The following is a 20,539-nucleotide window of genomic DNA, read 5'->3' on the forward strand; positions in this document are numbered from 1 at the left end:
GGCGTGCAGCATAGTGGCGAAGCCAAACCCCTTGCCCGCGGCAGGCAAGTCCGCGACAAAAGCCGGTCATGCGCTGTGAAGCCTTGCAAACAGCTGAGCACCACGCACCATGCACGATCTATGAACCGTCGCACTCACCTGCTTGGATGCCTGCGCGCAGCGTGCGCAACCGCCATCGGCATGAACGCCCCGTTGGCGTGGGCGTCTGGTAGGCAGGGTACCCGACCGTCCCCTGGCGACGGCAAGGTGCTGCTGTTGCGACACGCTCGGGCCCCCGGCACCTTCGATCCCCCGGGGTTCACACCGGGCGACTGCAGCACCCAACGCAACCTGGATGCCACCGGACGGGCTCAGGCGCAGGCCATCAGCCAATGGTTCAAGCGCCAGCGCCTGGCCGTTGATGCCGTGCTCAGCAGCCCCTGGTGCCGGTGCATGGACACCGCGCAACTCGCCTTCGGCCAAGTGCAAGCCTGGGGTGCGCTGGGCTCGCCCGTGTCGCTGTCTCCCTCTCAACGCCAGGAACAACTGAAGGATCTTCGCCAGCGACTGGCCGCCGTGAAGGCGCAAGGTGGACTGCAGGTCTGGGTCACCCACATGTTCGTTCAACAAGACCTGACGGGCCAAAGCACGGCGTCAGGTCAGGGCCTGCTCGTCCAGCACAGCACGCCAAGCGATGTCGTCGTGATGGACACCTGGCAATTTGGGTGATCAGGCCATTCGCCGACGCTTCAGGCGCATGCGCAGCCCCACGGGCACCATGGTCAGCGCCATGTGTTCAACCGGCGGCGCGCCATCGGGCGTGTCGATGGCCTGGATGTCGAAATGGCGCAGCAGCATGGCGGCCGCGAGCTTGATCTCCAGCAAGGCCAGGAAGCGTCCCGGGCAGATGCGCGGCCCGCCGCCAAATGGCATGGACAGCTTGCGGGCGTTCGTCGGTGCCAGGTCACTGCCCTCTGGCAACCAGCGCTGCGGCAAAAATTCTGCCGCGCGCGCAAAGTGGTCATCGCTCACCGTGTCGTGCCTCATCAGCAGCAACACAGGTGTTCCGGCGCGCACCGACACATCCCCCACCACTGTGTCCTGCAAGGCCTCCACCACATTGAACGGGCCGACGGGTTTCAGCCGCATGCTTTCGTGAACGCAGGCTTCAAGCCAGTCCAGTTGCGCCAGGTCCTCGGGCGTCCACTCGGCCATGCTGGCTTTGGGCGACAACACCTGGTCGACCTCCACCCTGGCGCGGGCCAGGGCATCGGGGTTGCGCCACAACAAGTCCAGCATCCACGACAGGCTCGTGGCCGTGGTGTCCTCGCCTGCCAGCAGCATCGTGAACACATTGCCCACCACATCGTCATCGTTCATGCCGCTGTCTGGCGCGTCGGCGGCCAACAGCATCGCCTCCAGCAGGTTGGGGGGGGCCAGGCGGCGCGCAGGGTCGTCGTGCAGCCGCATGCGGGCGTTTGCCACGAACTGCCGGATGGCCAGGTTCACCTGGCGCACGCTGTCGTCCAGCGCCTTGTCTGCTGGCAGTTTCACCCACCGCCAATATGGAAGCACCGCCAGCGAACGGCGCCAGATGGCAGGAAAGATCTTGTCCAGATACCGCTGAATGACGTCCCCGTCCGACGCCAGCGTGTTCACCGCCGTGCCAAACGCCAGCCCCGCAATCGCATCCACCGTGAAGCGCATCAGATCGGCCTGCAGATCGATGAAACCATCCTCCACGCGCGGCTGATCGGCCGCGCGTGTCCAGCGGGCATGCAGGCGCTGGGCCACGTCCAGCAAGGCCGGAAAATACGCGCGAACCTGCTGCGGCGCAAAACTGGCCATGACCATGCGCCGCTGACGGGCCCAGGCCTCTCCCTCGGCCACGAACACGCCGTCGTGAATGCCCATTTCCTGCATGACAGCCTGCATGCGGGATGGACGCCTGAAGGTCTCGGGGCGCTGTCTGAGCAAGCGCCCGATCAACTCCGCGTCTGACACCACCAGCACCTTCACCCCGCCCAGCGTCACCTTGAACAGCGGGCCATGCTCAGCCGCCCAGTCGGCCAGGTTCTGGTGCATGCGGTGCAGCTCTACCTGCAAGGCATTGCCCACCACCGGCCACGGGCGTGGACCAGGCAAGGCCTTGAGTCGCCGGCCAGGCGCCGGCTGCTCGCTGGAGGCATGGTTGGAAGACGGATCTGGCGGACTGACGTCAGGCAATGAGGTTGGGGGCATGAGCACATGGTGCCCGACCCTCAACCGGGGGTCATTGACCGCAGACGCCACCACGTTACCAGTAAGCACCAAGGCATTTGCCCTACCATCCCGGAGGTGAACACCGAGACCATCTCTTTGGGCTTTGCCGCCAGCTATGCACGCCTGGTGGCCGACCATGTGTCGGCCCTGGACCTGCCGACGGACAGCGTGTTGGCAGCCCTGGGTCTGGCGCAGGAGGACCTCGGTGGCGAGCTCGCAGGACGCTGGGTACCGGCATCGTCCCTGGCCCAGGCACTGGATTGTGCGATCGCACTGTCAGGCGACCCGCTGGTGACCTTGCACATGGCCCAACAGGTTCGGCCCGCCCACCTGGGCGCCCTGGGTTACACGCTCATCAGTTGCACCCAGTTTGAAGGCGGTCTCGCCCTGTTCGAGCGTTTGCAAAGCATGGTCTGCACCCAATTGCACGCCGTGCACCAGTTCCAGGGCAGTCACCTGGTGAGCCACCTCAGCACGGTGGGTGACGTGCCGCGCCACACCGGCCTGTGGGTGTTCACCATGGCGTCACGACTGGCGTTCGCACGCTGGGTGTCAGGGCGCAGGCTGGAGCCTGAACAAGTCTGCCTGCCCTGCCCTGCACCACCGGCCAGCCAGGTCGTGGTGCTGAACCGCTGGTTCGGCTGTGCGTTGCAGTTTGATGCGCTTGCGGCCACCGAACGGGTGCCGGCCGCATGGCTTGCCCTGCCCAACCCCAACGCTGATGAGCAACTGCACCGCGTGATGGGCGCCATGACCGACATGCAATGGGCTCGTCATGTGCAAGACGAGCACCGCCTGGTGGCCTTGCTGCGACAGCACATCAGCGCGCGACTGAAAAAGGGACGGGTTCCCTTGCTGGACGACATCTCGCCAGCGCTGGAAGACGCCCTGGGATGCTCCGCGCGACAACTGCAACGCCGACTGGCTGAACACCGGCTGAGTTTCAAGAACCTGGTCGAGCAAGTGCGGCGCGACCAGGTCTTGCACGAACTCAAACACACCGGCCTGCCCCTGACCGAGGTGGCCAGCCGGGCAGCCTATGCCGAACCCAGTTCCATGCACCGCGCCGTACGGCGCTGGACAGGCATGACCCCTCTGGCCGTGCGCCAGGAAGGCGCAAGCTGATCAGTCCTTGAACTCGGGCGTCTGCTTGCTCATGTGGGCCATCATGGCCGTCATCAGGTCACCCGACATCAGCATGGCGGCGTTCCAGGTGGCGATGTGGTTCAGCCCATCGGCCACCGAGTGGTCGCGGCTGTAGTTCAACATCTCCTTGGTCCCACGGATGGACAGTGGCGACTTGGCCGCCACCATCTCGGCCAGCTCACGCACGCCTGCGTACAAGGCCTCACGGCTGTCAAACACCTGGTTGACCAGCCCAATGCGCAGCGCTTCGTCGGCCAGCACCTTGCGGCCCGTGAAGGCCATCTCACGCACGATGCCCTGGTGGCCGATCAGCTTGGGCAGGCGCTGCAGCGTGCCCACGTCGGCCACCATGCCGATGTCGATTTCCTTGATGGTGAAGTAGGCCTCGGCCGAGCAATAGCGCATGTCGGTGCAACTGACGAGGTCAACCCCGCCGCCCACACAACCGCCATGAATGGCGGCCAGCACCGGCTTGCGGCAGCGCTCGATGCTGCTCAAGGTGTCTTGCAGCTCCAGCACCAGCTGGCGCAGCTTTTCACGGCTGCGGCCATCGCAGTCGTCCTTGATCTGCGCCTGCAGGCCCATCATCATCTGCAGGTCGATGCCCGAGGTGAAGTGCTTGCCCTCGCCCTGCAGCACCACCACGCGCGCCTCGGGCGTGCGGTCGGCCCACTGCATGGCGCTGCGGATGTCCTGCCACATCGCCCAGTTCATGGCATTGGCCTTGTCCGGGCGGTTCAGCATGACGGTGGCCACCTTGCCGGCCAGGTCGATCTTCAGCGTCTCCAGCTGCGGGATGGCCGCGTGATTGTCGGTGCTCATGGTGTCTCCTGAATGGGTGGGGTCACCATCACAGCACGGCGGCCACTTCGGTGCCTTGCTTGATGGCACGCTTGGCGTCCAGCTCGGCGGCCACATCGGCCCCGCCGATCAGGGTCACCTTCACACCAGCGGCCTCCAGGCCGGCCTGCAATTCGCGCAAAGGCTCCTGCCCGGCGCACAGCACCACGTGGTCCACTGGCAGCACCACGTCCTTGCCGGCCACGGTGATGTGCAGGCCCGCATCGTCGATCTTGTTGTAACTCGCGCCGGCGATCATCTCCACATTGCGGTTCTTCAGCGAGGTGCGGTGGATCCAGCCCGTGGTCTTGCCCAGGCCATCACCCACCTTGCTGGTCTTGCGCTGCAGCAGGTAGATCTGGCGTGGTGGGGTGGGCAGATGAGGCTTTGCCAGACCGCCGCGGTGCGTCTGAGTCGAGGCAATGCCCCATTCTTCATTGAACTTCTGGACGTTCAGCGAGGGGCTTTCTCCCTCATGCGTCAGGTACTCAGACACGTCAAAACCGATGCCACCGGCGCCGATGACGGCCACCCGCTGCCCCACCGGCTTCTTGTCGCGCAGCACATCCAGATAGCTCAGCACCTTGGGGTGATCCACGCCGTCGATGGCAGGCGTGCGCGGCACCACCCCGGTGGCCAGGATGACCTCGTCAAAGCCCCCCTGCACCAGGTCTTGTGCCGACACCCGGGTGTTGTAATGCGCCTTCACTCCGGTGACCTCGATCTGCTTGCGGAAATAACGCAAGGTCTCATAGAACTCTTCTTTGCCTGGCACCTGTTTGGCGATGTTGAACTGCCCGCCCAGATCGGCGCCCGCCTCGAACAAGGTGACGTCATGGCCACGGTGCGCTGCCGTCGTGGCCGCCGCCAGACCGGCCGGACCGGCCCCCACCACCGCGACGCGTTTGGCACGGGTGGCGGGCACGATCTGGATCTCGGTTTCGTGACAGGCGCGGGGATTGACCAGGCATGAGGTGATCTTGCCGCTGAAGATGTGGTCCAGACAGGCCTGATTGCACCCAATGCAGGTGTTGATCTCGTCGGCCTTGCCTGCCGCGGCCTTGTTCACGAAGTCGGGGTCGGCCAGCAAGGGCCGCGCCATCGACACCATGTCGGCCTGACCATCGGCCAGGATCTTCTCGGCCACCTCGGGCGTGTTGATGCGGTTGGTGGTCACCAGCGGGATCTTGACCTTGCCCTTCATCTGCTGGGTCACCCAGGCAAACGCCGCACGCGGCACGCTGGTGGCGATGGTGGGCACGCGGGCCTCATGCCAACCGATGCCGGTGTTGATGATGGTGGCGCCTGCGGCTTCAATGGCCACGCCCAGTTGCACGATCTCATCAAAGGTCGAACCCCCTTCCACCAGGTCCAGCATCGACAAGCGGTAGATGATGATGAAATCAGAGCCCACGCGTTCCCGCACTCGCTTGACGATCTCGACGGGAAAACGCATGCGGTTCTCGTAAGAACCACCCCACTCGTCCGTGCGGTGGTTGGTGCAGGCCGCGATGAACTGGTTGATCAGGTAGCCCTCAGAGCCCATGATCTCCACGCCGTCGTAACCTGCCTTTTGGGCCATAGCCGCGCAGTGCGCATAGTCTTCAATCGTCTGCTCCACCTCCGCGCTCGTCAACTCATGCGGCGGCAGCGGCGAAATGGGGGCCTTGATCGGGCTGGGCCCGACGAGCGCCGGGTGAAAGGCGTAGCGCCCGGTGTGCAGGATCTGCATGGCGATCTTGCCGCCCACCTCATGCACAGCCTGGGTCACAGGCTTGTGCTCTTCCACCTCTTCGTCTGTGGTGAGCTTGGCGGCCCCCATGTAGGCGCGGCCCGCATCGTTGGGCGAAATGCCCCCCGTCACGATCAGGCCCACGCCACCCGCTGCGCGCTCGCGATAGAAGGCCGCCATCCGGGCAAAGCCATTGGGAGCTTCTTCCAGGCCCAAGTGCATGGAGCCCATCAACACGCGATTGCGCAGCGTGGTGAAGCCCAGGTCCAGGGGTTGCAGCAGGTGGGGATAGGCGCTCATCGTCAGTCTCTCTCGGTGTGTGGATGATGGTGAGAACAAAACGGCCAGTGGGGACTGGCACGGTTGCACGCTGGCGCGGCCAGCGCAATATGCAACCAGTTGCATGAATTTAACCCAAGCGCCCCCGATGTGCAACTGGTTGCATAGTTGAACGCATCCCGTTTAGACTGCGCTCATGTCCCTGGCCCACGCATTGATGACGTCTCTGCTCGAGCGCACTTCGTCTGGTTACGAACTGGCCCGCCGCTTCGACAAGTCCATCGGATTTTTCTGGCACGCCACCCATCAGCAGATTTACCGCGAACTGGCGCGCATGGAAAAAGCCGGGTGGATCGTCTCCCACACGGCCCCCGACGGCGGTCGCACCCGCAAAAAGCTGTATCAAGTATTGCCAGCGGGCCAGGCAGAGCTCGTCCGCTGGGCGCGTGAACCGGCGCCCATGGTCGAGTTGCGTGACGAACTCATGGTGCGGCTGCGCGCCGATGCCGTGATCGGCCCTTTGGGCATGGACGCTGAAATCGAACGTCGCATGAGCCTGCACGCGACGCGCCTGAAGATTTACCAGGCCATCGAGGCACGCGATTTTCCGCCCCAGCAATCCCTGAGCCGCGAAGCCCGGCTGCAACACCTCATCCTCAAAACCGGGATCATGTACGAGGCCAGTTGGCACGACTGGTGTCGCGAAGCCCTGGCGGTGCTGCGCGAACCCCAGGCCAGCAGCCAGGATCATTCCAGCGCGTTGTAGCCCGCGGCGCTGCGCACCGCATTGCGGCCGGCGGCCTTGGCCTGGTACAGCGCCCCATCGGCCATGGACAGCAGGCGCTCCAGGCTGGCGGGGTCGGCGTCCACGGCGGCGGTGGCCACCCCGGCGCTGATGGTCACCACCCCATTGGCGGACACCTCATGCCGCAAACACAGGGCCTCCACCGTGGCTCGCAGATTTTCGGCCACCTGCAAAGCCACCGACGCCCCCGTGTGAGGCAGCACCACCACAAACTCTTCACCGCCCCAGCGCGCCAGCAAGCCCCGCACCGGCCCCACCGCTTTCATCAGTGCCTGGGCCACATGCTGCAGACATTGATCGCCAGCAGGATGCCCGTACCGGTCGTTGAAATCCTTGAAGTGGTCCACATCCAGCAGCATGACGCTGAACGCCTGCCCCTGGTTGCGCGTGGCCTGCCATTGCTGAGCCAGATACTCGTCCAGATGACGCCGATTGGGCACGCCGGTCAAGGCGTCACGCCGGGACAAGGCATCCAGCTCCTGCTGCGACGCCTCCAGACGGGCCCGGGCTTGGGCAGCGCGTTCCGATCGGTCAAACCGACGCCGGTCTTCCAGCTCGATTCGGTAGTTGACCACCAAGGTGTAGCCCCCGATGGCCACCACAAAGAGGAACTGTGACAACTCGAACACATCGTACGGCCCGTGATCGCCAGCGTGCGCGAAGTACCCCACGCCATAGACCAACAACACCGCCACGGTGAAACACACCGCCCAGCGGAAACGAAACCGTTGAACCAGGTTGCCGTACACCAGGATGGGCACCAGCCCCGTCCGGTACAGCAGGGCCACATCAGATTGGCTCAAGGCAAGGATGTACACCAGGCTCAAGGCAGCCATCACCCCACTGAACCCCACAAAAATCTCGGTCACGGCATCCGGCAGGCGCAGCATCCAGGATCGCCCCCAACTGCCCAGGGCCAGCATGAACAGGGCCACGGGCGTGAAGATCAACAAGCGAACCTGCAGCGCCTGATCAAACACATCAGGCACCATCAATCGGTCAGAAAACACAAACAGGTTGTAGCAAATCAGGGCAATCCAGCCGCTGCGCATGAAATGCGTCAGGCGGCTTGCACGGGTGGCCTGGATGTAGCGACGCTCCTGGTCCGTTGAAAACTCCAGACGCGGTGGGGTCCAGCGAGCGGGGTCCATCAGCCCCTTGATCAAGGCCTGGCCGGGGCTCATGCTGCCTGCTCCTGCCAGGCCGCATCCGCCACGCGGTTGCGCCCCCGCTGCTTGGCCTGGTAGAGGGCCTCGTCGGCCGCGGCCACCAGATCCTGTGGCGACGCATAGGCCGGCTCGACATCGGCCCCAGCGAGCGCAGACAGTCCCACGCTCACGGTGACCACCTGAAACGGCGAGGCGCCATGCGGCAAGGCCAGTTGAGACACCGCCTGGCGGATCCGCTCAGCCGCCGCCGACACCGCTGCGGCATCGGCATCGGCCATCACCACGGCAAATTCTTCGCCCCCTAAACGTGCCACCAGGTCACCGGTGCGTCGCAGGCAGGTCTGTGCCGCTTGCGCCACCGACATCAGGCAGCGGTCACCAGCCTGGTGTCCGTGCAGATCGTTGTAGCGCTTGAACCAGTCAATGTCGAGCATGATCAGGCCCAACGGGCGCCGCTCTTGCGTGGACCGTGACCAGCTGTCGGCCAGAAACGCGTCGAAGGCACGCCGGTTGGGCACCCCGGTCAGCGGATCGGTGGTGGCCACCTTGGCCAGACGCTCATTGGCTTGTTGCAGCTCGGCCTCCAGCGCCTGCTCGCGCACGTCCATCAAAAACGCCAGGCGTTCGTCACGCTCCAGTTTGAACGCCGCGGACAAAGAAAAGGCGATGGTGGTGACCAGCAGCACCGTCGTGCTGACGCCCAACACCGAGGTGGGGTCCGGCAACACCGCAGAAGCCACGAAATGCATGCCCAAAACGAACAGACACGTGTACACGGCCGGCCGGAACCGCGCAATCGCACACACAAACACCACCACGATGTTCAACTCCACCACCCGCGGGTAGGCCCACATGTGTTGGGCTGCGTACAAGATGCCCACTTCCAGCGCGGCGGCCAGCATGCCTGCCATCGCCACCATGTTCTCCAAGGCGCGTGGAGAGGGGTGCCGGCGAATCCACCACAAACCCGCAATGACAACTGCAGGAAACACCACCAGTCGCATCCACAGCGACACCGGCATCACCGACGGGGTCATCAGCAAGTCTGGCAACACCAAGGCCAGGAAGAAAGCGATGGCCAGCCCACCGAAAGCAGTGATGGTTTCCAGGCGACGATGCAGACCCTGACGACGGAAACGCGCTTCCAGCGGCTCTGGAAACTCCAGAAACCACCACGGGCGAACCAGGCAAGCGTCAGCCATCGCGGCATCGCTGCGCGCATCATGCTGACTATTTGCGTGATCCTTCATGCCCCATCCTCGTGCATCACAGTCTGCCCCATGTCAGAACGTGGTCTGCATGGCCCCCCACCCACTGCATGGGCTTGCTACACATCTTGGGGGACAAGTCACGAAAAACACCCCGTGAAAATGCTGACGGCGCAGTGGTGAGTCGCCGGCCAATGAGACAAATTACCGGGCAGCGCCCCCTCGGTCGGGGTGCTCCAGACCCCACCCCTGGTCTTTCGGTCAACAGACGCCCGCATTGAAATGCCGCCAAGTGAAAAATTCACGTTACGGCCTGTGGCACTGGATCACCGTGAAGGCTGCCGCAGAAAGGTGAGATCGAATGGCACGCTCAGGCGAGCCTCCACGATCTGCATGGGCACCGGCGGCAACGGGCGGTCCAGCGCGAAGCGGATTTGGCGGGTGAGTTGCGCCTCCAAGGGCGCATCCACAACCGGCTGGAGTCGCAACACCTGATTCAAAGGCAAGGACAAGGAGGCGTTGAACTGGCCACTGGCCAGCACGTCCAGACTGACCGGCAGCGAGGTCTTGATCGGCACCACCATGTCCACGGGCACGACCAGCGACACCGGCACGGTGACGTCAAGCGTGGGCAGCCATCGCCCCAGGTCCACACGGGCCTCCAAAGTGGTGTGCACCGGCACCTGATGCTGCACCCGCACCTTGGTGTCGATGTTCACCGTGGTGCTCGTGGTCAATCGCGCCAGGAACTGATCGCTCACTTGGGCCCTGACGGTCTGGTGCAGGGGCACCATCAACGTCGGATGGGCCGTCAGCCGAGTGGCGATCGGGGCACGGATCTCGGCCTGGGCCACCGTGCCCGCAGGCAGCCTGAGCAACAGGGCTTGCCTCTGCAAATGCACACGGCTCTCCCAGTGCCCATACAAGTACCAGATGGCCCCCGCCACCAGCAGCACCCACACCACCACCAGGCCACCGGCCACCCACAACAGCGCCTGCCAACGCACAGGTCGGTGCCAGCCTCGCGCCACCGACGCCATCAGCGCCGCTCCTTGTCCACCATGTGATCAGACCACCAATCGGCGGCGGCTGTGCCCTTCCTGGGCGCAAAGCTCACCGCCGTGAAGGGCACCGTCAAATCCAGCAACTGCAGACCCGCCGATACCGTGCGCTGAGGAAAGGTCAGATTGGCCTGTACCGGCTCGGTGATGGGCAGCGACAAACTGCGCTGGATGGGCACCTGCGTCTGAATCAAGGTGTTGACCTTCACGCGAAGCGGCTCTTGCAGCCGAACCTGCGCATCGGTGCTCATCACCAGAGGCAAGGTGTGGCGCACCGGAATCACCACATCGATCGGGACATCGGCCTTGATCGGGATGCGTCCCCGGACGGGCACAGACATCGGGATGCCCAGCACCCGGGTGCGCACCATCGCGTCGATGTCCACCACCTGGTCCACCGCAATGGTCTGCTTGACCGGCACATCAACGGCGATCGGCACCTGGGTGTCGATGCTCACACGCACAGGCAGGCGCTCATCCAGGGGGATGGTCAAGGTCTGATCGATGGGCACCGACACGGGCAGCACTTCGTCAACCAGCACCTGCACCTGCTCAGACACGGTGGCGTGCACCGCCAGTTGCCTCGGCAACTCCACCAGGGCCTGCTGCTCCTGGATCACCACCTGCGCGGCCAGGTTGTTCCACACCCACCACACCACACCCACCGCAGATGTGGCCATCAGCACCAGCAGCAACGCCGCCGTGAGCAAGAGCATGCGCCAGGTGACCGGGCGGCCATAGACCGCCAACATGGCGGCCGGGCCAGGCGCCACGCCAGGCACGGTGCTGGTGTCAGGCAGATCTGCTGGAGACATCGGGGGCTTGTTCACACCACCGACTATGCCACGCCCGTCCGGCGCTAAGATGCGGCCCGGAAAGAAGGCACGCATGAGTGAACGCAATCTCTCGCAAGCACCAGCCCCCCACACACTGGCGGACTGGCTGGCCCACCCACTGGTGGACGCCAGCAGTGCACAGCGCGTGTTCGCGGGTCTGCAAGCCCTTGCGGCCCGTCAAGGGGTGCCCTTGCGCGCACCGCCGCCTGAGCCCACCACCTGCTGCGGCCGAGGCTGCAACGGCTGCGTCTGGGAGGGTTTTTTTGCCGCGGCGCTTTACTGGCGCGACGAAGCCAGCCTGCTGTTGAGCGACTGAGGCGCTCCAGCAGACTGACGCTGTTCAGCTCACCTTGAACTTGAATCGCCCGTCCTTGGCGGCCGTCACCTTGATCTGCTGGATCGGGGCGCCTTCAGCCATGCGAGACAGCACGGCATCGGCCACCTCCGGCAGCAGACTGCCGTTGAGGATGTGGTCCACAGCGCGTGCGCCGGTGTCCACCTCGGTACAGCGGGCCAGCACGGCCTCCACCAGGGCATTGTCGTAACGCAGTTCGGCCTGGTGATGGGCCTTCACCCGCGCCGCGATGCGGTCCAGCTTCAAGCGGATCACGCTGGCCAGCACCTCATCGCCCAGAGGGTAGTACGGCACCACTTTGGTTCGCCCGATGAAGGCGGGCTTGAACACCTTGTACAGGGTGGGCCGCAGGGCCTCGGCCAGCTCATCGGCTGAAGGCAGCGCGTCGGGCGATTTCATCACCGTGCCGCCCAGGGTCTCGTCATGCGCGAAGCACGCCTGCATGATCCCTTGCGATCCCGCGTTCGACGTCAGGATGATGATGGTGTTGCGGAAGTCGATTTCGCGGCCTTCGCTGTCGTCCATCACGCCTTTGTCGAACACCTGGAAGAACATCTCCAGCACGTCCGGATGGGCCTTCTCCACCTCGTCCAGCAACACCACGCTGTAGGGCTTGCGGCGCACGGCCTCAGTCAACACACCGCCCTCGCCATAACCCACATAACCCGGGGGCGAGCCCTTCAGACCGCTGACGCTGTGAGCCTCCTGATACTCGCTCATGTTGATGGTGATGAGGTTGCGCTCACCGCCGTACAGGATGTCGGCCAGGGCCAGGGCGGTCTCGGTCTTGCCCACCCCGCTGGGGCCCACAAACAGGAACACGCCTTTGGGCTTGTTCGGGTCTTCCAGACCCGCGCGGGCCGTGCGCACACGCTGCGCGATGGCCGCCAGCGCGTGGTCCTGACCGATCACGCGTTCTTGCAGCAGGGTGTGCAACTGCTGCACGGTCTTGATCTCATCCTTGACCATCTTGCCCAGCGGGATGCCCGTCCACGACGCGATGATCTCGGCCACCACATGGGCGTCCACCTGCACGGGCACCAGCGGGGCCTCGCCTTGCAGGGCGGCCAGCTCGGCCTGCTTGCCGGCCAACAACTCACGCTCGGAAGCCAGACCGCCCGGCGAGGCTTCCAGCTGGGTGCGCAAGGCCAGGATGTCTTGCACCAACTGCTGTTCATGGCTCCAGCGTTGCTCATCCGACTTCAGCCCTGCCTCGATGGCCTGACGCATTTGCGTCAACTCGTCCAGGCGATCACCATGGCGCGCGCCCGTCGCCACCTCGCGCTGCAACGCGGCCAGCTCCGCGTCCAGTCGCTCCAGATGCTTGCGGGCCTCATCAATGCGCGCGGGCGTGGCACTCTGCCCCAAGGCCACCTTGGCGCAGGCCGTGTCCAGCACGCTCACCGCCTTGTCGGGCAACTGGCGGCCGCTGATGTAGCGGGCCGACAGGCGCACCGCCTCGGTGATGGCCTCGTCCATCAGGCGCACCCCAAAGTGCTTCTCCATCAAAGGCGCCATGCCGCGCAGCATGGCTGCTGCCAGATCTTCGGTGGGCTCTTCCACCTTGATCACCTGGAAGCGCCGCGCCAAGGCCGCATCCTTCTCAAAATACTTCTTGTACTCACCCCAGGTGGTGGCGGCAATCGTGCGCAACTCACCCCGGGCCAACGCCGGCTTGAGCAGGTTGGCCGCATCGTTTTGCCCTGCCTGCCCACCGGCGCCGATCATGGTGTGGGCCTCGTCAATGAACAGGATGACCGGATGCGGGCTTTTCTTGACCTCATCGATCACAGTCTTCAGCCGGTTCTCGAACTCGCCCTTGACCGACGCCCCCGCCTGCAGCAGCCCCATGTCCAGCACATGGATGTCCACGCCCTTGAGGGGATCGGGCACATCGCCCAGCGCCACGCGCAGCGCCAGCCCTTCCACAACCGCCGTCTTGCCCACACCCGCCTCGCCCGTCAGGATGGGGTTGTTCTGGCGACGACGCATCAGGATGTCGATGGCCTGGCGGATCTCCGCATCACGCCCGATGACGGGGTCCACCAGCCCGTCACGGGCACGCTGCGTGAGATTGGTGGTGAACTGGTCCAGCGCAGGCGTTTTGCTGGGCCCCAGTGCCAGGGACTGACCCGGCACACCGGCATTCGCCTCGTCCTGAGCTGCCGATCTCACCTGCGAGGCCTCACGAGAGCCACTCGTGGTCTCAGCCGTCTTGTGCTTGAGCTCGTCCAACAGGAAGCGGGCCCACAGGGGTGAGCCACGATGCGCCATCTGGCTCAGCGCAGGTTCGGTCAACAACGCCAGCACCACATGCACCCCACGGATGCGTGCCGCGTGCGACTCCAAAGAAGATATCAGCCACGCGTGCTCAAGCAACTGAGGCAGGCGCTCCGAAAAAACCGGCGTTCGTGTGTTGCCTGTCCTGAAGCGCGCCAACTCCGCCTCAAGATCACGCTGCAAGCCACTCACCGGCACACCATAGCGCTGACACAGCACAGCCAGATCGCCTTGCCCATCTTCGAGCAAGGCCAGCAAAAAATGCTCTATGTCCACCTCGTGATGACCTCGCCCCATGCACAGACCGGCTGCACGTTCTGCAGCCTGACGGGTAGTGTCATTGAGCTTGGAAATCAGGGTTTTAAGGTTCTGGCTCATGAAAGGAACTCCTGGATATTTATACAAATACGCCGCATCACGCCAGGCTCAAGCCAAAGCAGACATCGGCGCGATCTTGCTCAGATGGTCGCGTCGTGAGGAAGGTGTCCCACCCCAGACGCCCCTGGGTTTCCGGACGTGAGGACAGCAGTGCACTAGAATTGACCGACTCCTTCTTGAGAAGAAGCTGCAGTTCGTACTCAAGGTGGGTGCCGGACAGCACATGCAACATGTGCCCCAAAGCCCTCGACCCAGCGGCGCCCGGCAGGAAGCGGTCGTAATCGCGGGACGACAACGGCCCTAACACCACCCTTACACGTAAATCACGCTGCCAGACGCGTTCGCCCAACAAGGCAGTTTTACCTAGTCTCAGACCCTGATTGACGCTACCCAGCACCGGGCGCTCCCCCCTGGGTACACCACACCAGCGGCCGACAAACTGCCGAATCTTGACCGTGACGCCGAACCGCTCCGACAAAATGGCGCTCAGCCGCCACGCCGACATGGCTCGCTGCTGCGAGGCTGAGGCGTAAAACGCCAGAGACTCACAGGCCTCGGCACCCCGCGCGGTAGCTTTTGCCGCCAGCGGGCCCAGCCCTCCCAGCGACATGACCGCCGGCAGGAAGCCACGGTGAGCAGCGCGCTCGTACTGCAAGGCCAGGCGATGTTTGCGCCATGCCTCGTAAAACAGGCTCACAGCGCGATGACTGAACACATCCATGAACGCTCTCGGGGCCTGATCACGGTGCATCAACTGTTGCGCCAGGATCGATTCGGTGTAGTACAAGGGCAATGCCCCCGACACCCCCAACAGCCCCATGAACGCCGGCGTCATTTCAATGCGATCAATCTGTGCTGGCAGCACACCAGCCGACATGCCGCCAGCAATCCAGGACTGATGATCGCTGCCCCCCACGCTGGGGACATGCACTGTCGTTGACGATACCGACGGACGAGCTGACAAGGCCTCAATCTCGCTAGGCGCAAACGAAAGGGACAGGGAGTTCTGAAAGCGGATACGCGACAACCCCGGCTTACCCTGTTGGGCATCGGCCAGCCAGTGATCCAGCACCCTTACCGCGCTGAAGAAACTGAACTGTTGAGGATGCTCCAGCAGACGCTGGATCACAGCAGTTTGAGATCGCCGTTGCGTGGAGGACATGAACACAGCACCTCTTGGGTTCTGGAAGACAAGACGGTCAACTGACTGAAGCTGTTGAGATGGGCAGCCAGACCAAAAAAACGGTCCAGTACCATGGAAAACAGGCCCAAGCCCGTGCCCACAAAGCTGTCCTCATCAACGGTCAACCGCACCTCTGTGCCCCGGACAAAAGTGGCATAAGGCTCGCCTGGTAACCAGGCCACTTTGGGCAAGTACTCCACCGCAACCAGGCCATCGACCTGCCGCTGGTTGGCAGACTGACGACCAAAGTCATACAACCGCAGCATTTCCTTGAGCCCGTCGATGCCCGAGGCACTGAGTGACAAGTGATTGAGCGACAAATGCGAGATCAAGCGCCACAACATCCCTGGGCCGCGCGACATCCGCACTGGCGCCGAGGGACGACGCAGCAAGCGAATCTCCCGGGCCACACCACCGCCAGGCATGAACAGATCCCCACCGGTTGCACCAATCGGCAGCATGGTGGGCAGATCCCGATTGGTGGCCATCACGTCAATCGACAAGGTCTCGGCCATGGGCTGCGCGGGGGCCATATCGCCATCGACCAAGGTCAACGACAGCTCATGACCCGGACTGGCGGCGGCCAGCACAGGATCGCGCGAGGCAGACCAGTACACCGCCCCTTGATGATGTTCTCGCAACGCCCCAGCCCTGCCCTCATTCGCGGCCCACAACACCCCATCATCCCGACCCTCGTGATGGCGTACCGAAAAGAAAGGGCGGACTTCCTGCACTGACTCCCCTTGCGGCGTCTGTTGCAGCCGGTACACGCGCTTGATGGCGTGGACTTCGTAAGCATGGGCTCGTCGCCCGTCCACCACCACCGGATAAGCCACTTCCTGGTGAGTCAAGCGGATGGGGTCAGCGGCATGCGCAAACACATTCACCACCGGCGTACACCCCAGCAGCACGTTTCGCTGGTGCACGGCCTCCAGTTGCCTGGACTCTTCGGAGTCGGATCGAACCTGGGTCAGCAGCACATGCAACATGATGCGTTGCATCTGGCGGCCGGGCGCCTGAGACGGCGCTTGATCCACCAGCGAGAGGTGGGCAGGCAGGCGCACCGGCAGATCAATGAAGTTGAACTTCTCAGGGAAAGCGAAGTACTCGGTCAGCAATCGATAGGCAGGATGAGAGCGAGCATCGAGATCGATCAACGATTCGTCGTCCTCAAACCCGACCAGTTCGGGCATCAGCGGCAAACCATCACGGTCGGTTACTTCCTGCCAGGCCTCGTGCTCACCGAGCTGCACCATCAAGCGAACCGCCTTGCGACACAAGGCCTCTCGTAACACGGACACCTGTGATGGCTCGCCATCCAGATAGATTCGCACGGGTTGATCCGTCAGGCAATCCCAACTGGCCCGCGGGTTGGTCAACTCAAAAGTGAACGAGATGGCCGAGGTCGCGTCTTTGGGCAGGCGCGTCCCCGCTGGAGCCGCCAACGCTTGTCGGTAGGTGACAGTAAAGAGCTGGATGGGCAACAAAACCACCTCTTGCGAGGTTCTGAACTGACACGGCACGCCCTTGATGGGGCGAGAGACCACCTCGGTGTGACGAGGAACATTCACAGAACTGTTCTGCAGCACGCCTCCGGTATCCAGCTGGGCGATCGAACACGAGGGAAACGGACGCAGGTAGTGCGGATACAGCACCTCGATCAACGACTCCGTGAACAACGGGAAATCGTCGTCCAGACGCTTGTGGATGCGCGCGGCCAACAAGGCAAAAGACTCGATCATGCGCTCGACATGCGGGTCCTGCGCCGTGTCGCCACGCAAATGCAATGCACCCGCTACTCGGGGATAACGAGCGGCGAACTCCTGACTTTGCTCGCGCAGCAAGGCGAGCTCACGCTCGTAGTGGGGCAGCAATTCATCCATGAAAGTTCGCAATCAATTACGCAAAGAGGCTTGCCGAACAGCGTACCGCTGCGTGGTGGGCTGGAGCATGGCGTCGAAACTGACCGGCTCGATGGCCGGGTTGATCACCAACGTGGCGTGAATGGCAAACCGCAGGCCCAAACCCAGCTGCTGGGTGTCGATCAGACGCACGCGCACCGAGGTGAGGCGACGCTCGTGGCACTGGATGGCAGACGCGATGGATTGGCAGATGCCTTCGCGATGTTCGGGATTGTCTAAGCTCAATCCCACAAAATCGCGTAAACCGAAAGTGATCACCGATCGGGCCGCATGAGGACGATCGCGCAACTCATGCGGCTGCAATCCTGTACGGGTGTTCAGCAGCGACTCCAGATCACGGGCCACGCTGTCTTTGACCTGCGACAGCGTCAACTGCTGGCGCATGCCATCGTGCCCTTCCACCTGGCGACATCCAGTCAAACGATCAAGCAGAAATGGGTCGAACTTCAATGTCATACCCTCAGAAAAAAGCCGCGGCAGGCCGCGGCTTCGCTGCTAACAGCAAAATTCGGCGTCAGATACCAAAGGTGTTGGTGTTCTTGGCCAGGCTCCATGCAGTCTGGTTGCTGCCCGAGGTGCCGCCGCCTTCGATCTTCTGCTGCTGGTACTGCCATTGCACCGACGCGTACTTCAGCGCGAAAGATTCAGTGGGCAGGCCTTCGGCACTGACCTGAGGCGTCACACGGGAAATCAGGGCGTGCTTCAGCTTGATCGTCAAGTACTTGACGCGTTTGCTGCCGTCGGCACGCATGAAGTCGATCGTGATGGAGTCAAAGGTGTAACCAGCAGATGCAGCTTCCCACAGTTTGGGGCTGGTCAGGTCCAGATCCTTGGTGAACACCATGTCACCATGTTCGCAGCGTTCTGAGGTGTGACCACCCGCCGTCGAAGAGGTCGCCGACTTGGGCTGGCGAATGTCATGGGCCCACGAGCCCACTTCCAGCCACTTGGCGTGTTCAGCGTCCTTCGACTCGCCTTCGATCTTGTACTTGCCTTCGAACTTGATGTAGATATCTTTCATGTTTCCCTCAAATTAATGAATGGTCACAGGTGACCAAGGTTGACTGAATTGCCTGAAGTCAGCCATTAGCCGACTGCGGCAGCTCCGCCACGAGTCGCAGCGACACCGACAGCTCATCGAGCTGGAAGTGCGGCCGCAAGAAGGCGACTGCGCGATACGCACCCGCCTTGCCTGGCGTCTCCGTCACCTTCACGGAAGCTTCGCGCAAGGGGAACTGAGCCTTGGCTTCCTGACTGGCGCCGTCGTCCAACAACACGTACTGCGAAATCCAGCGATTGAGGAACTCTTCAACATTACCCGCCGAGGCAAAGCTGCCGATCTTGTCCCTCATCATGGCCTTGAGGTAATGCGCCACACGCGACACGGCGAAGATGTACTGCATCTGCGCGGCCAACTGGGCATTGGCATTGGCCGCATCGCTGTCAAACTTCTTGGCCTTCTGGGCCGACTGGGCACCAAAAAATGCTGCGTAATCAGTGTTCTTGCAATGCACCAGGGGCATGAAGCCCAGGTCGCTCAGCTCTTTCTCACGACGGTCGGTGATGGCCACCTCGGTCGGGCACTTCAGCGCCACTTCACCATCATCGGTCTTGAAAGTGTGCGTGGGCAGGTCTTCGACCAAGCCGCCGCCTTCAACACCACGGATGGCGGCGCACCAGCCGTAGCTTTCAAAGGCGGACGTCAAACGCGCGGCGAAGGCATAGGCCGTGTTCACCCACAGGTAGCGGCTGTGATCCGTGCCGTCCACCGACTCGACAAAGTTGAAACCTTCAACCACGTTACCGTCTTTGGCGTTGTAAGGCAGACGCCCAAGGAAACGGGGCACGGTCAAGCCCACATACCGTGAATCTTCGGATTCACGGAAGGACTTCCACTTGGCGTACTCGATGGTGTCGAACACCTTGGCCAGATCGCGAGGCTTGCCCAGTTCAGTAAATGACTCCAGGCCGAACAACTCAGGGGATGCTGCCGCAATCATCGGCGCGTGCGCTGCCGCCGCCACATGGGACATCTGCTCGACGAAGTACATGTCTTCGGCCGAGCGGCCCACGTCGAAGTCACCTACCAAGGCACCAAACGGCGCGCCACCAAACGTGCCGAACTCTTCCTCATAGACCTTCTTGAAGAGAGCGGACTGGTCAAAATCGATGGCCGTCTTGAAGTCTTTGACCAACTCGCGCTTGGTGGTGTTGAACACCTTGATCTTGAGCTGCTCGCCGGTCGAGGTGTGCTTGCACAGGTAGTGAAGGCCTGTCCACGAAGACTCGAGCTTCTGGAACTCGGCGGCATGGATGACTTCGCTGAGTTGCTGAGAAATCAGGTGATCGATCTCGGCGATGCGAGCGTCGATGTTGGCGGCCAGGTTGTCGGAGACCACCACCGTGCCGTGCAGCACCTCACGCACCAGTTCGCTGATGATGTCTTTGGCGCGGGCATGCTCGGTATCGGACTTGGCAACCTTGCTGCGAGAGACGATGTCGTCGAGCAGGCTGAGGCCCTCGTGAAGGCCGGCGGGTTGGGCTTGAAGTTGTGCGCTCATGCTCTTACTCCTGCTCTTGAGGGGTGGCTTCCGCACCCAGCTTCTTCAGCTGCTCGGTGTTGGTGAGCACCTCGGCCAGCACGTCTTCCAGCTTCTCGTTACCCGCCAGCTTGTTGCGCAGGTCGGACAGCTTGGTGCGCGCCTCCAGCAGTTTGCGCAGCGGTTCCACCTGCTGCACCACGGCCTCGGGCCGGAAGTCTTCCATCTTCTTGAACTCAAGGTTGACGGCGAACTCGCCACCGTCTTCGCTGAGCTTGTTCTTCACGCGGTAGCTGGCACGGGGCGCCATGCCCGACATGACTTCATCGAAGTTGTCCAGATCCACGTTGACGAACTTGCGGTCCTTCAGCTTGGGCAGGGGCTTGTCCGGGTCTTGCTGACCGGTGAAGTCACCCATCACACCCATGACGAAGGGCAGCTCTTTCTGCTCGATGGCGTCACCGATCTCGACGTCGTAGGTCAGTTGCACGCGCGGGGGACGAACGCGCTCGAGGCGTTTCTGAACACTGTCTTTCTTGGCCATGACAAGGCTCCTTCCTGGAT

The 20,539-nt window shown here is 63.0% G+C and carries 18 protein-coding genes; 4 read left to right on the forward strand and 14 right to left on the reverse strand.

Going from position 1 to position 20,539, the window contains the following annotated elements:
- Positions 1 to 120: 120 nt before the first annotated feature.
- The gene (locus WNB94_RS03640) at positions 121 to 708 is read left to right on the forward strand and encodes a histidine phosphatase family protein (RefSeq protein WP_341388469.1); all 588 of its coding nucleotides are present in this window, start codon (positions 121 to 123) and stop codon (positions 706 to 708) included.
- Here WNB94_RS03640 and WNB94_RS03645 read toward each other — a convergent pair whose 3' ends face one another.
- Positions 709 to 2,220, reverse strand: coding sequence for a cytochrome P450 (locus tag WNB94_RS03645; protein ID WP_341388470.1), 1,512 nt, complete (start codon positions 2,218 to 2,220; stop codon positions 709 to 711). It abuts the gene before it with no gap.
- Positions 2,221 to 2,316: 96 nt separating this feature from the next.
- Between WNB94_RS03645 and WNB94_RS03650 the strand changes: the two genes are divergently transcribed.
- Positions 2,317 to 3,366 (forward strand): AraC family transcriptional regulator, encoded by a 1,050-nt coding sequence (locus WNB94_RS03650; protein WP_341388472.1) that lies wholly within the window; start codon positions 2,317 to 2,319, stop codon positions 3,364 to 3,366.
- On the opposite strand, the gene WNB94_RS03655 is transcribed toward WNB94_RS03650, so the two are convergent.
- Together WNB94_RS03655 and WNB94_RS03660 are read right to left on the reverse strand one after the other, a co-directional pair.
- Positions 3,367 to 4,209 (reverse strand): crotonase/enoyl-CoA hydratase family protein, encoded by an 843-nt coding sequence (locus WNB94_RS03655; RefSeq protein WP_341388473.1) that lies wholly within the window; start codon positions 4,207 to 4,209, stop codon positions 3,367 to 3,369. It abuts the gene before it with no gap.
- A gap of 28 nt (positions 4,210 to 4,237) precedes the next feature.
- Entirely contained in the window at positions 4,238 to 6,259 is a 2,022-nt protein-coding gene (locus tag WNB94_RS03660) for an oxidoreductase (RefSeq protein ID WP_341388475.1), read from the reverse strand.
- Positions 6,260 to 6,434: 175 nt separating this feature from the next.
- On the opposite strand from WNB94_RS03660, the gene WNB94_RS03665 reads away from it, so the two are divergent.
- Positions 6,435 to 7,004 carry a PadR family transcriptional regulator gene (locus WNB94_RS03665; protein ID WP_341388476.1) on the forward strand — a complete coding sequence of 190 codons (570 nt, stop codon included), beginning with the start codon at positions 6,435 to 6,437 and terminating at the stop codon, positions 7,002 to 7,004.
- Here the strand turns inward: WNB94_RS03665 and WNB94_RS03670 are convergent.
- The 4 genes from WNB94_RS03670 to WNB94_RS03685 all read right to left on the reverse strand — a co-directional run bounded on the left by WNB94_RS03670 (position 6,986) and on the right by WNB94_RS03685 (position 11,296).
- Positions 6,986 to 8,227: a GGDEF domain-containing protein gene (locus WNB94_RS03670; protein WP_341388477.1), complete on the reverse strand. Its 1,242-nt coding sequence runs from the start codon at positions 8,225 to 8,227 to the stop codon at positions 6,986 to 6,988. The genes WNB94_RS03665 and WNB94_RS03670 overlap by 19 nt on opposite strands.
- Positions 8,224 to 9,462 (reverse strand): GGDEF domain-containing protein, encoded by a 1,239-nt coding sequence (locus WNB94_RS03675; protein WP_341388479.1) that lies wholly within the window; start codon positions 9,460 to 9,462, stop codon positions 8,224 to 8,226. The genes WNB94_RS03670 and WNB94_RS03675 overlap by 4 nt, the downstream gene beginning before the upstream one ends.
- A gap of 284 nt (positions 9,463 to 9,746) precedes the next feature.
- The gene (locus WNB94_RS03680; RefSeq protein WP_341388480.1) at positions 9,747 to 10,460 is read right to left on the reverse strand and encodes a hypothetical protein; all 714 of its coding nucleotides are present in this window, start codon (positions 10,458 to 10,460) and stop codon (positions 9,747 to 9,749) included.
- Positions 10,460 to 11,296, reverse strand: coding sequence for a hypothetical protein (locus WNB94_RS03685; RefSeq protein ID WP_341388481.1), 837 nt, complete (start codon positions 11,294 to 11,296; stop codon positions 10,460 to 10,462). Before WNB94_RS03685 ends, WNB94_RS03680 begins: the two co-directional genes overlap by 1 nt.
- Positions 11,297 to 11,369: 73 nt before the next feature.
- Here WNB94_RS03685 and WNB94_RS03690 point away from each other — a divergent pair, with 73 nt between their 5' ends.
- Positions 11,370 to 11,633, forward strand: a complete 264-nt coding sequence (locus WNB94_RS03690; RefSeq protein ID WP_341388482.1) for an oxidoreductase-like domain-containing protein — start codon at positions 11,370 to 11,372, stop codon at positions 11,631 to 11,633.
- Positions 11,634 to 11,657: 24 nt separating this feature from the next.
- Here WNB94_RS03690 and tssH read toward each other — a convergent pair whose 3' ends face one another.
- The 7 genes from tssH to tssB are packed head-to-tail and all read right to left on the reverse strand — an operon-like array spanning position 11,658 to position 20,519.
- On the reverse strand, positions 11,658 to 14,330 hold the full coding sequence (gene tssH / locus WNB94_RS03695; RefSeq protein WP_341388484.1) for a type VI secretion system ATPase TssH: 2,673 nt from the start codon (positions 14,328 to 14,330) through the stop codon (positions 11,658 to 11,660).
- Between the two features lie 37 nt (positions 14,331 to 14,367).
- Positions 14,368 to 15,492 carry a type VI secretion system baseplate subunit TssG gene (tssG, locus tag WNB94_RS03700; protein ID WP_341388486.1) on the reverse strand — a complete coding sequence of 375 codons (1,125 nt, stop codon included), beginning with the start codon at positions 15,490 to 15,492 and terminating at the stop codon, positions 14,368 to 14,370.
- Complete coding sequence (gene tssF / locus WNB94_RS03705) at positions 15,456 to 17,396, reverse strand: type VI secretion system baseplate subunit TssF (protein WP_341388487.1); 1,941 nt, start codon at positions 17,394 to 17,396, stop codon at positions 15,456 to 15,458. Before tssF ends, tssG begins: the two co-directional genes overlap by 37 nt.
- Positions 17,397 to 17,408: 12 nt before the next feature.
- Complete coding sequence (tssE, locus tag WNB94_RS03710) at positions 17,409 to 17,891, reverse strand: type VI secretion system baseplate subunit TssE (protein WP_341388488.1); 483 nt, start codon at positions 17,889 to 17,891, stop codon at positions 17,409 to 17,411.
- A 58-nt stretch (positions 17,892 to 17,949) separates the two neighbouring features.
- Positions 17,950 to 18,456 carry an Hcp family type VI secretion system effector gene (locus WNB94_RS03715; protein WP_341388489.1) on the reverse strand — a complete coding sequence of 169 codons (507 nt, stop codon included), beginning with the start codon at positions 18,454 to 18,456 and terminating at the stop codon, positions 17,950 to 17,952.
- 58 nt (positions 18,457 to 18,514) lie between these two features.
- Positions 18,515 to 19,996 (reverse strand): type VI secretion system contractile sheath large subunit, encoded by a 1,482-nt coding sequence (gene tssC / locus WNB94_RS03720; protein ID WP_341388490.1) that lies wholly within the window; start codon positions 19,994 to 19,996, stop codon positions 18,515 to 18,517.
- Between the two features lie 4 nt (positions 19,997 to 20,000).
- A complete protein-coding gene (gene tssB / locus WNB94_RS03725; RefSeq protein ID WP_341388491.1) occupies positions 20,001 to 20,519 on the reverse strand; it encodes a type VI secretion system contractile sheath small subunit in 519 nt (172 codons plus the stop codon).
- Positions 20,520 to 20,539 lie beyond the last annotated feature (20 nt).

It is taken from the genome of Aquabacterium sp. A3, from assembly GCF_038069945.1.
GTDB lineage: Bacteria > Pseudomonadota > Gammaproteobacteria > Burkholderiales > Burkholderiaceae_C > Aquabacterium.

Coding starts and splice junctions, on each gene's coding strand:
- WNB94_RS03640 (WP_341388469.1), top strand. CDS start 121: ATGAACCGTCGCACTCACCTGCTTGGATGCCTGCGCGCAGCGTGCGCA.
- WNB94_RS03645 (WP_341388470.1), bottom strand. CDS start 2,220: ATGCCCCCAACCTCATTGCCTGACGTCAGTCCGCCAGATCCGTCTTCC.
- WNB94_RS03655 (WP_341388473.1), bottom strand. CDS start 4,209: ATGAGCACCGACAATCACGCGGCCATCCCGCAGCTGGAGACGCTGAAG.
- WNB94_RS03660 (WP_341388475.1), bottom strand. CDS start 6,259: ATGAGCGCCTATCCCCACCTGCTGCAACCCCTGGACCTGGGCTTCACC.
- WNB94_RS03665 (WP_341388476.1), top strand. CDS start 6,435: ATGTCCCTGGCCCACGCATTGATGACGTCTCTGCTCGAGCGCACTTCG.
- WNB94_RS03670 (WP_341388477.1), bottom strand. CDS start 8,227: ATGAGCCCCGGCCAGGCCTTGATCAAGGGGCTGATGGACCCCGCTCGC.
- WNB94_RS03675 (WP_341388479.1), bottom strand. CDS start 9,462: ATGAAGGATCACGCAAATAGTCAGCATGATGCGCGCAGCGATGCCGCG.
- WNB94_RS03680 (WP_341388480.1), bottom strand. CDS start 10,460: ATGGCGTCGGTGGCGCGAGGCTGGCACCGACCTGTGCGTTGGCAGGCG.
- WNB94_RS03685 (WP_341388481.1), bottom strand. CDS start 11,296: ATGTCTCCAGCAGATCTGCCTGACACCAGCACCGTGCCTGGCGTGGCG.
- WNB94_RS03690 (WP_341388482.1), top strand. CDS start 11,370: ATGAGTGAACGCAATCTCTCGCAAGCACCAGCCCCCCACACACTGGCG.
- tssH (WP_341388484.1), bottom strand. CDS start 14,330: ATGAGCCAGAACCTTAAAACCCTGATTTCCAAGCTCAATGACACTACC.
- tssG (WP_341388486.1), bottom strand. CDS start 15,492: ATGTCCTCCACGCAACGGCGATCTCAAACTGCTGTGATCCAGCGTCTG.
- tssF (WP_341388487.1), bottom strand. CDS start 17,396: ATGGATGAATTGCTGCCCCACTACGAGCGTGAGCTCGCCTTGCTGCGC.
- tssE (WP_341388488.1), bottom strand. CDS start 17,891: ATGACATTGAAGTTCGACCCATTTCTGCTTGATCGTTTGACTGGATGT.
- WNB94_RS03715 (WP_341388489.1), bottom strand. CDS start 18,456: ATGAAAGATATCTACATCAAGTTCGAAGGCAAGTACAAGATCGAAGGC.
- tssC (WP_341388490.1), bottom strand. CDS start 19,996: ATGAGCGCACAACTTCAAGCCCAACCCGCCGGCCTTCACGAGGGCCTC.
- tssB (WP_341388491.1), bottom strand. CDS start 20,519: ATGGCCAAGAAAGACAGTGTTCAGAAACGCCTCGAGCGCGTTCGTCCC.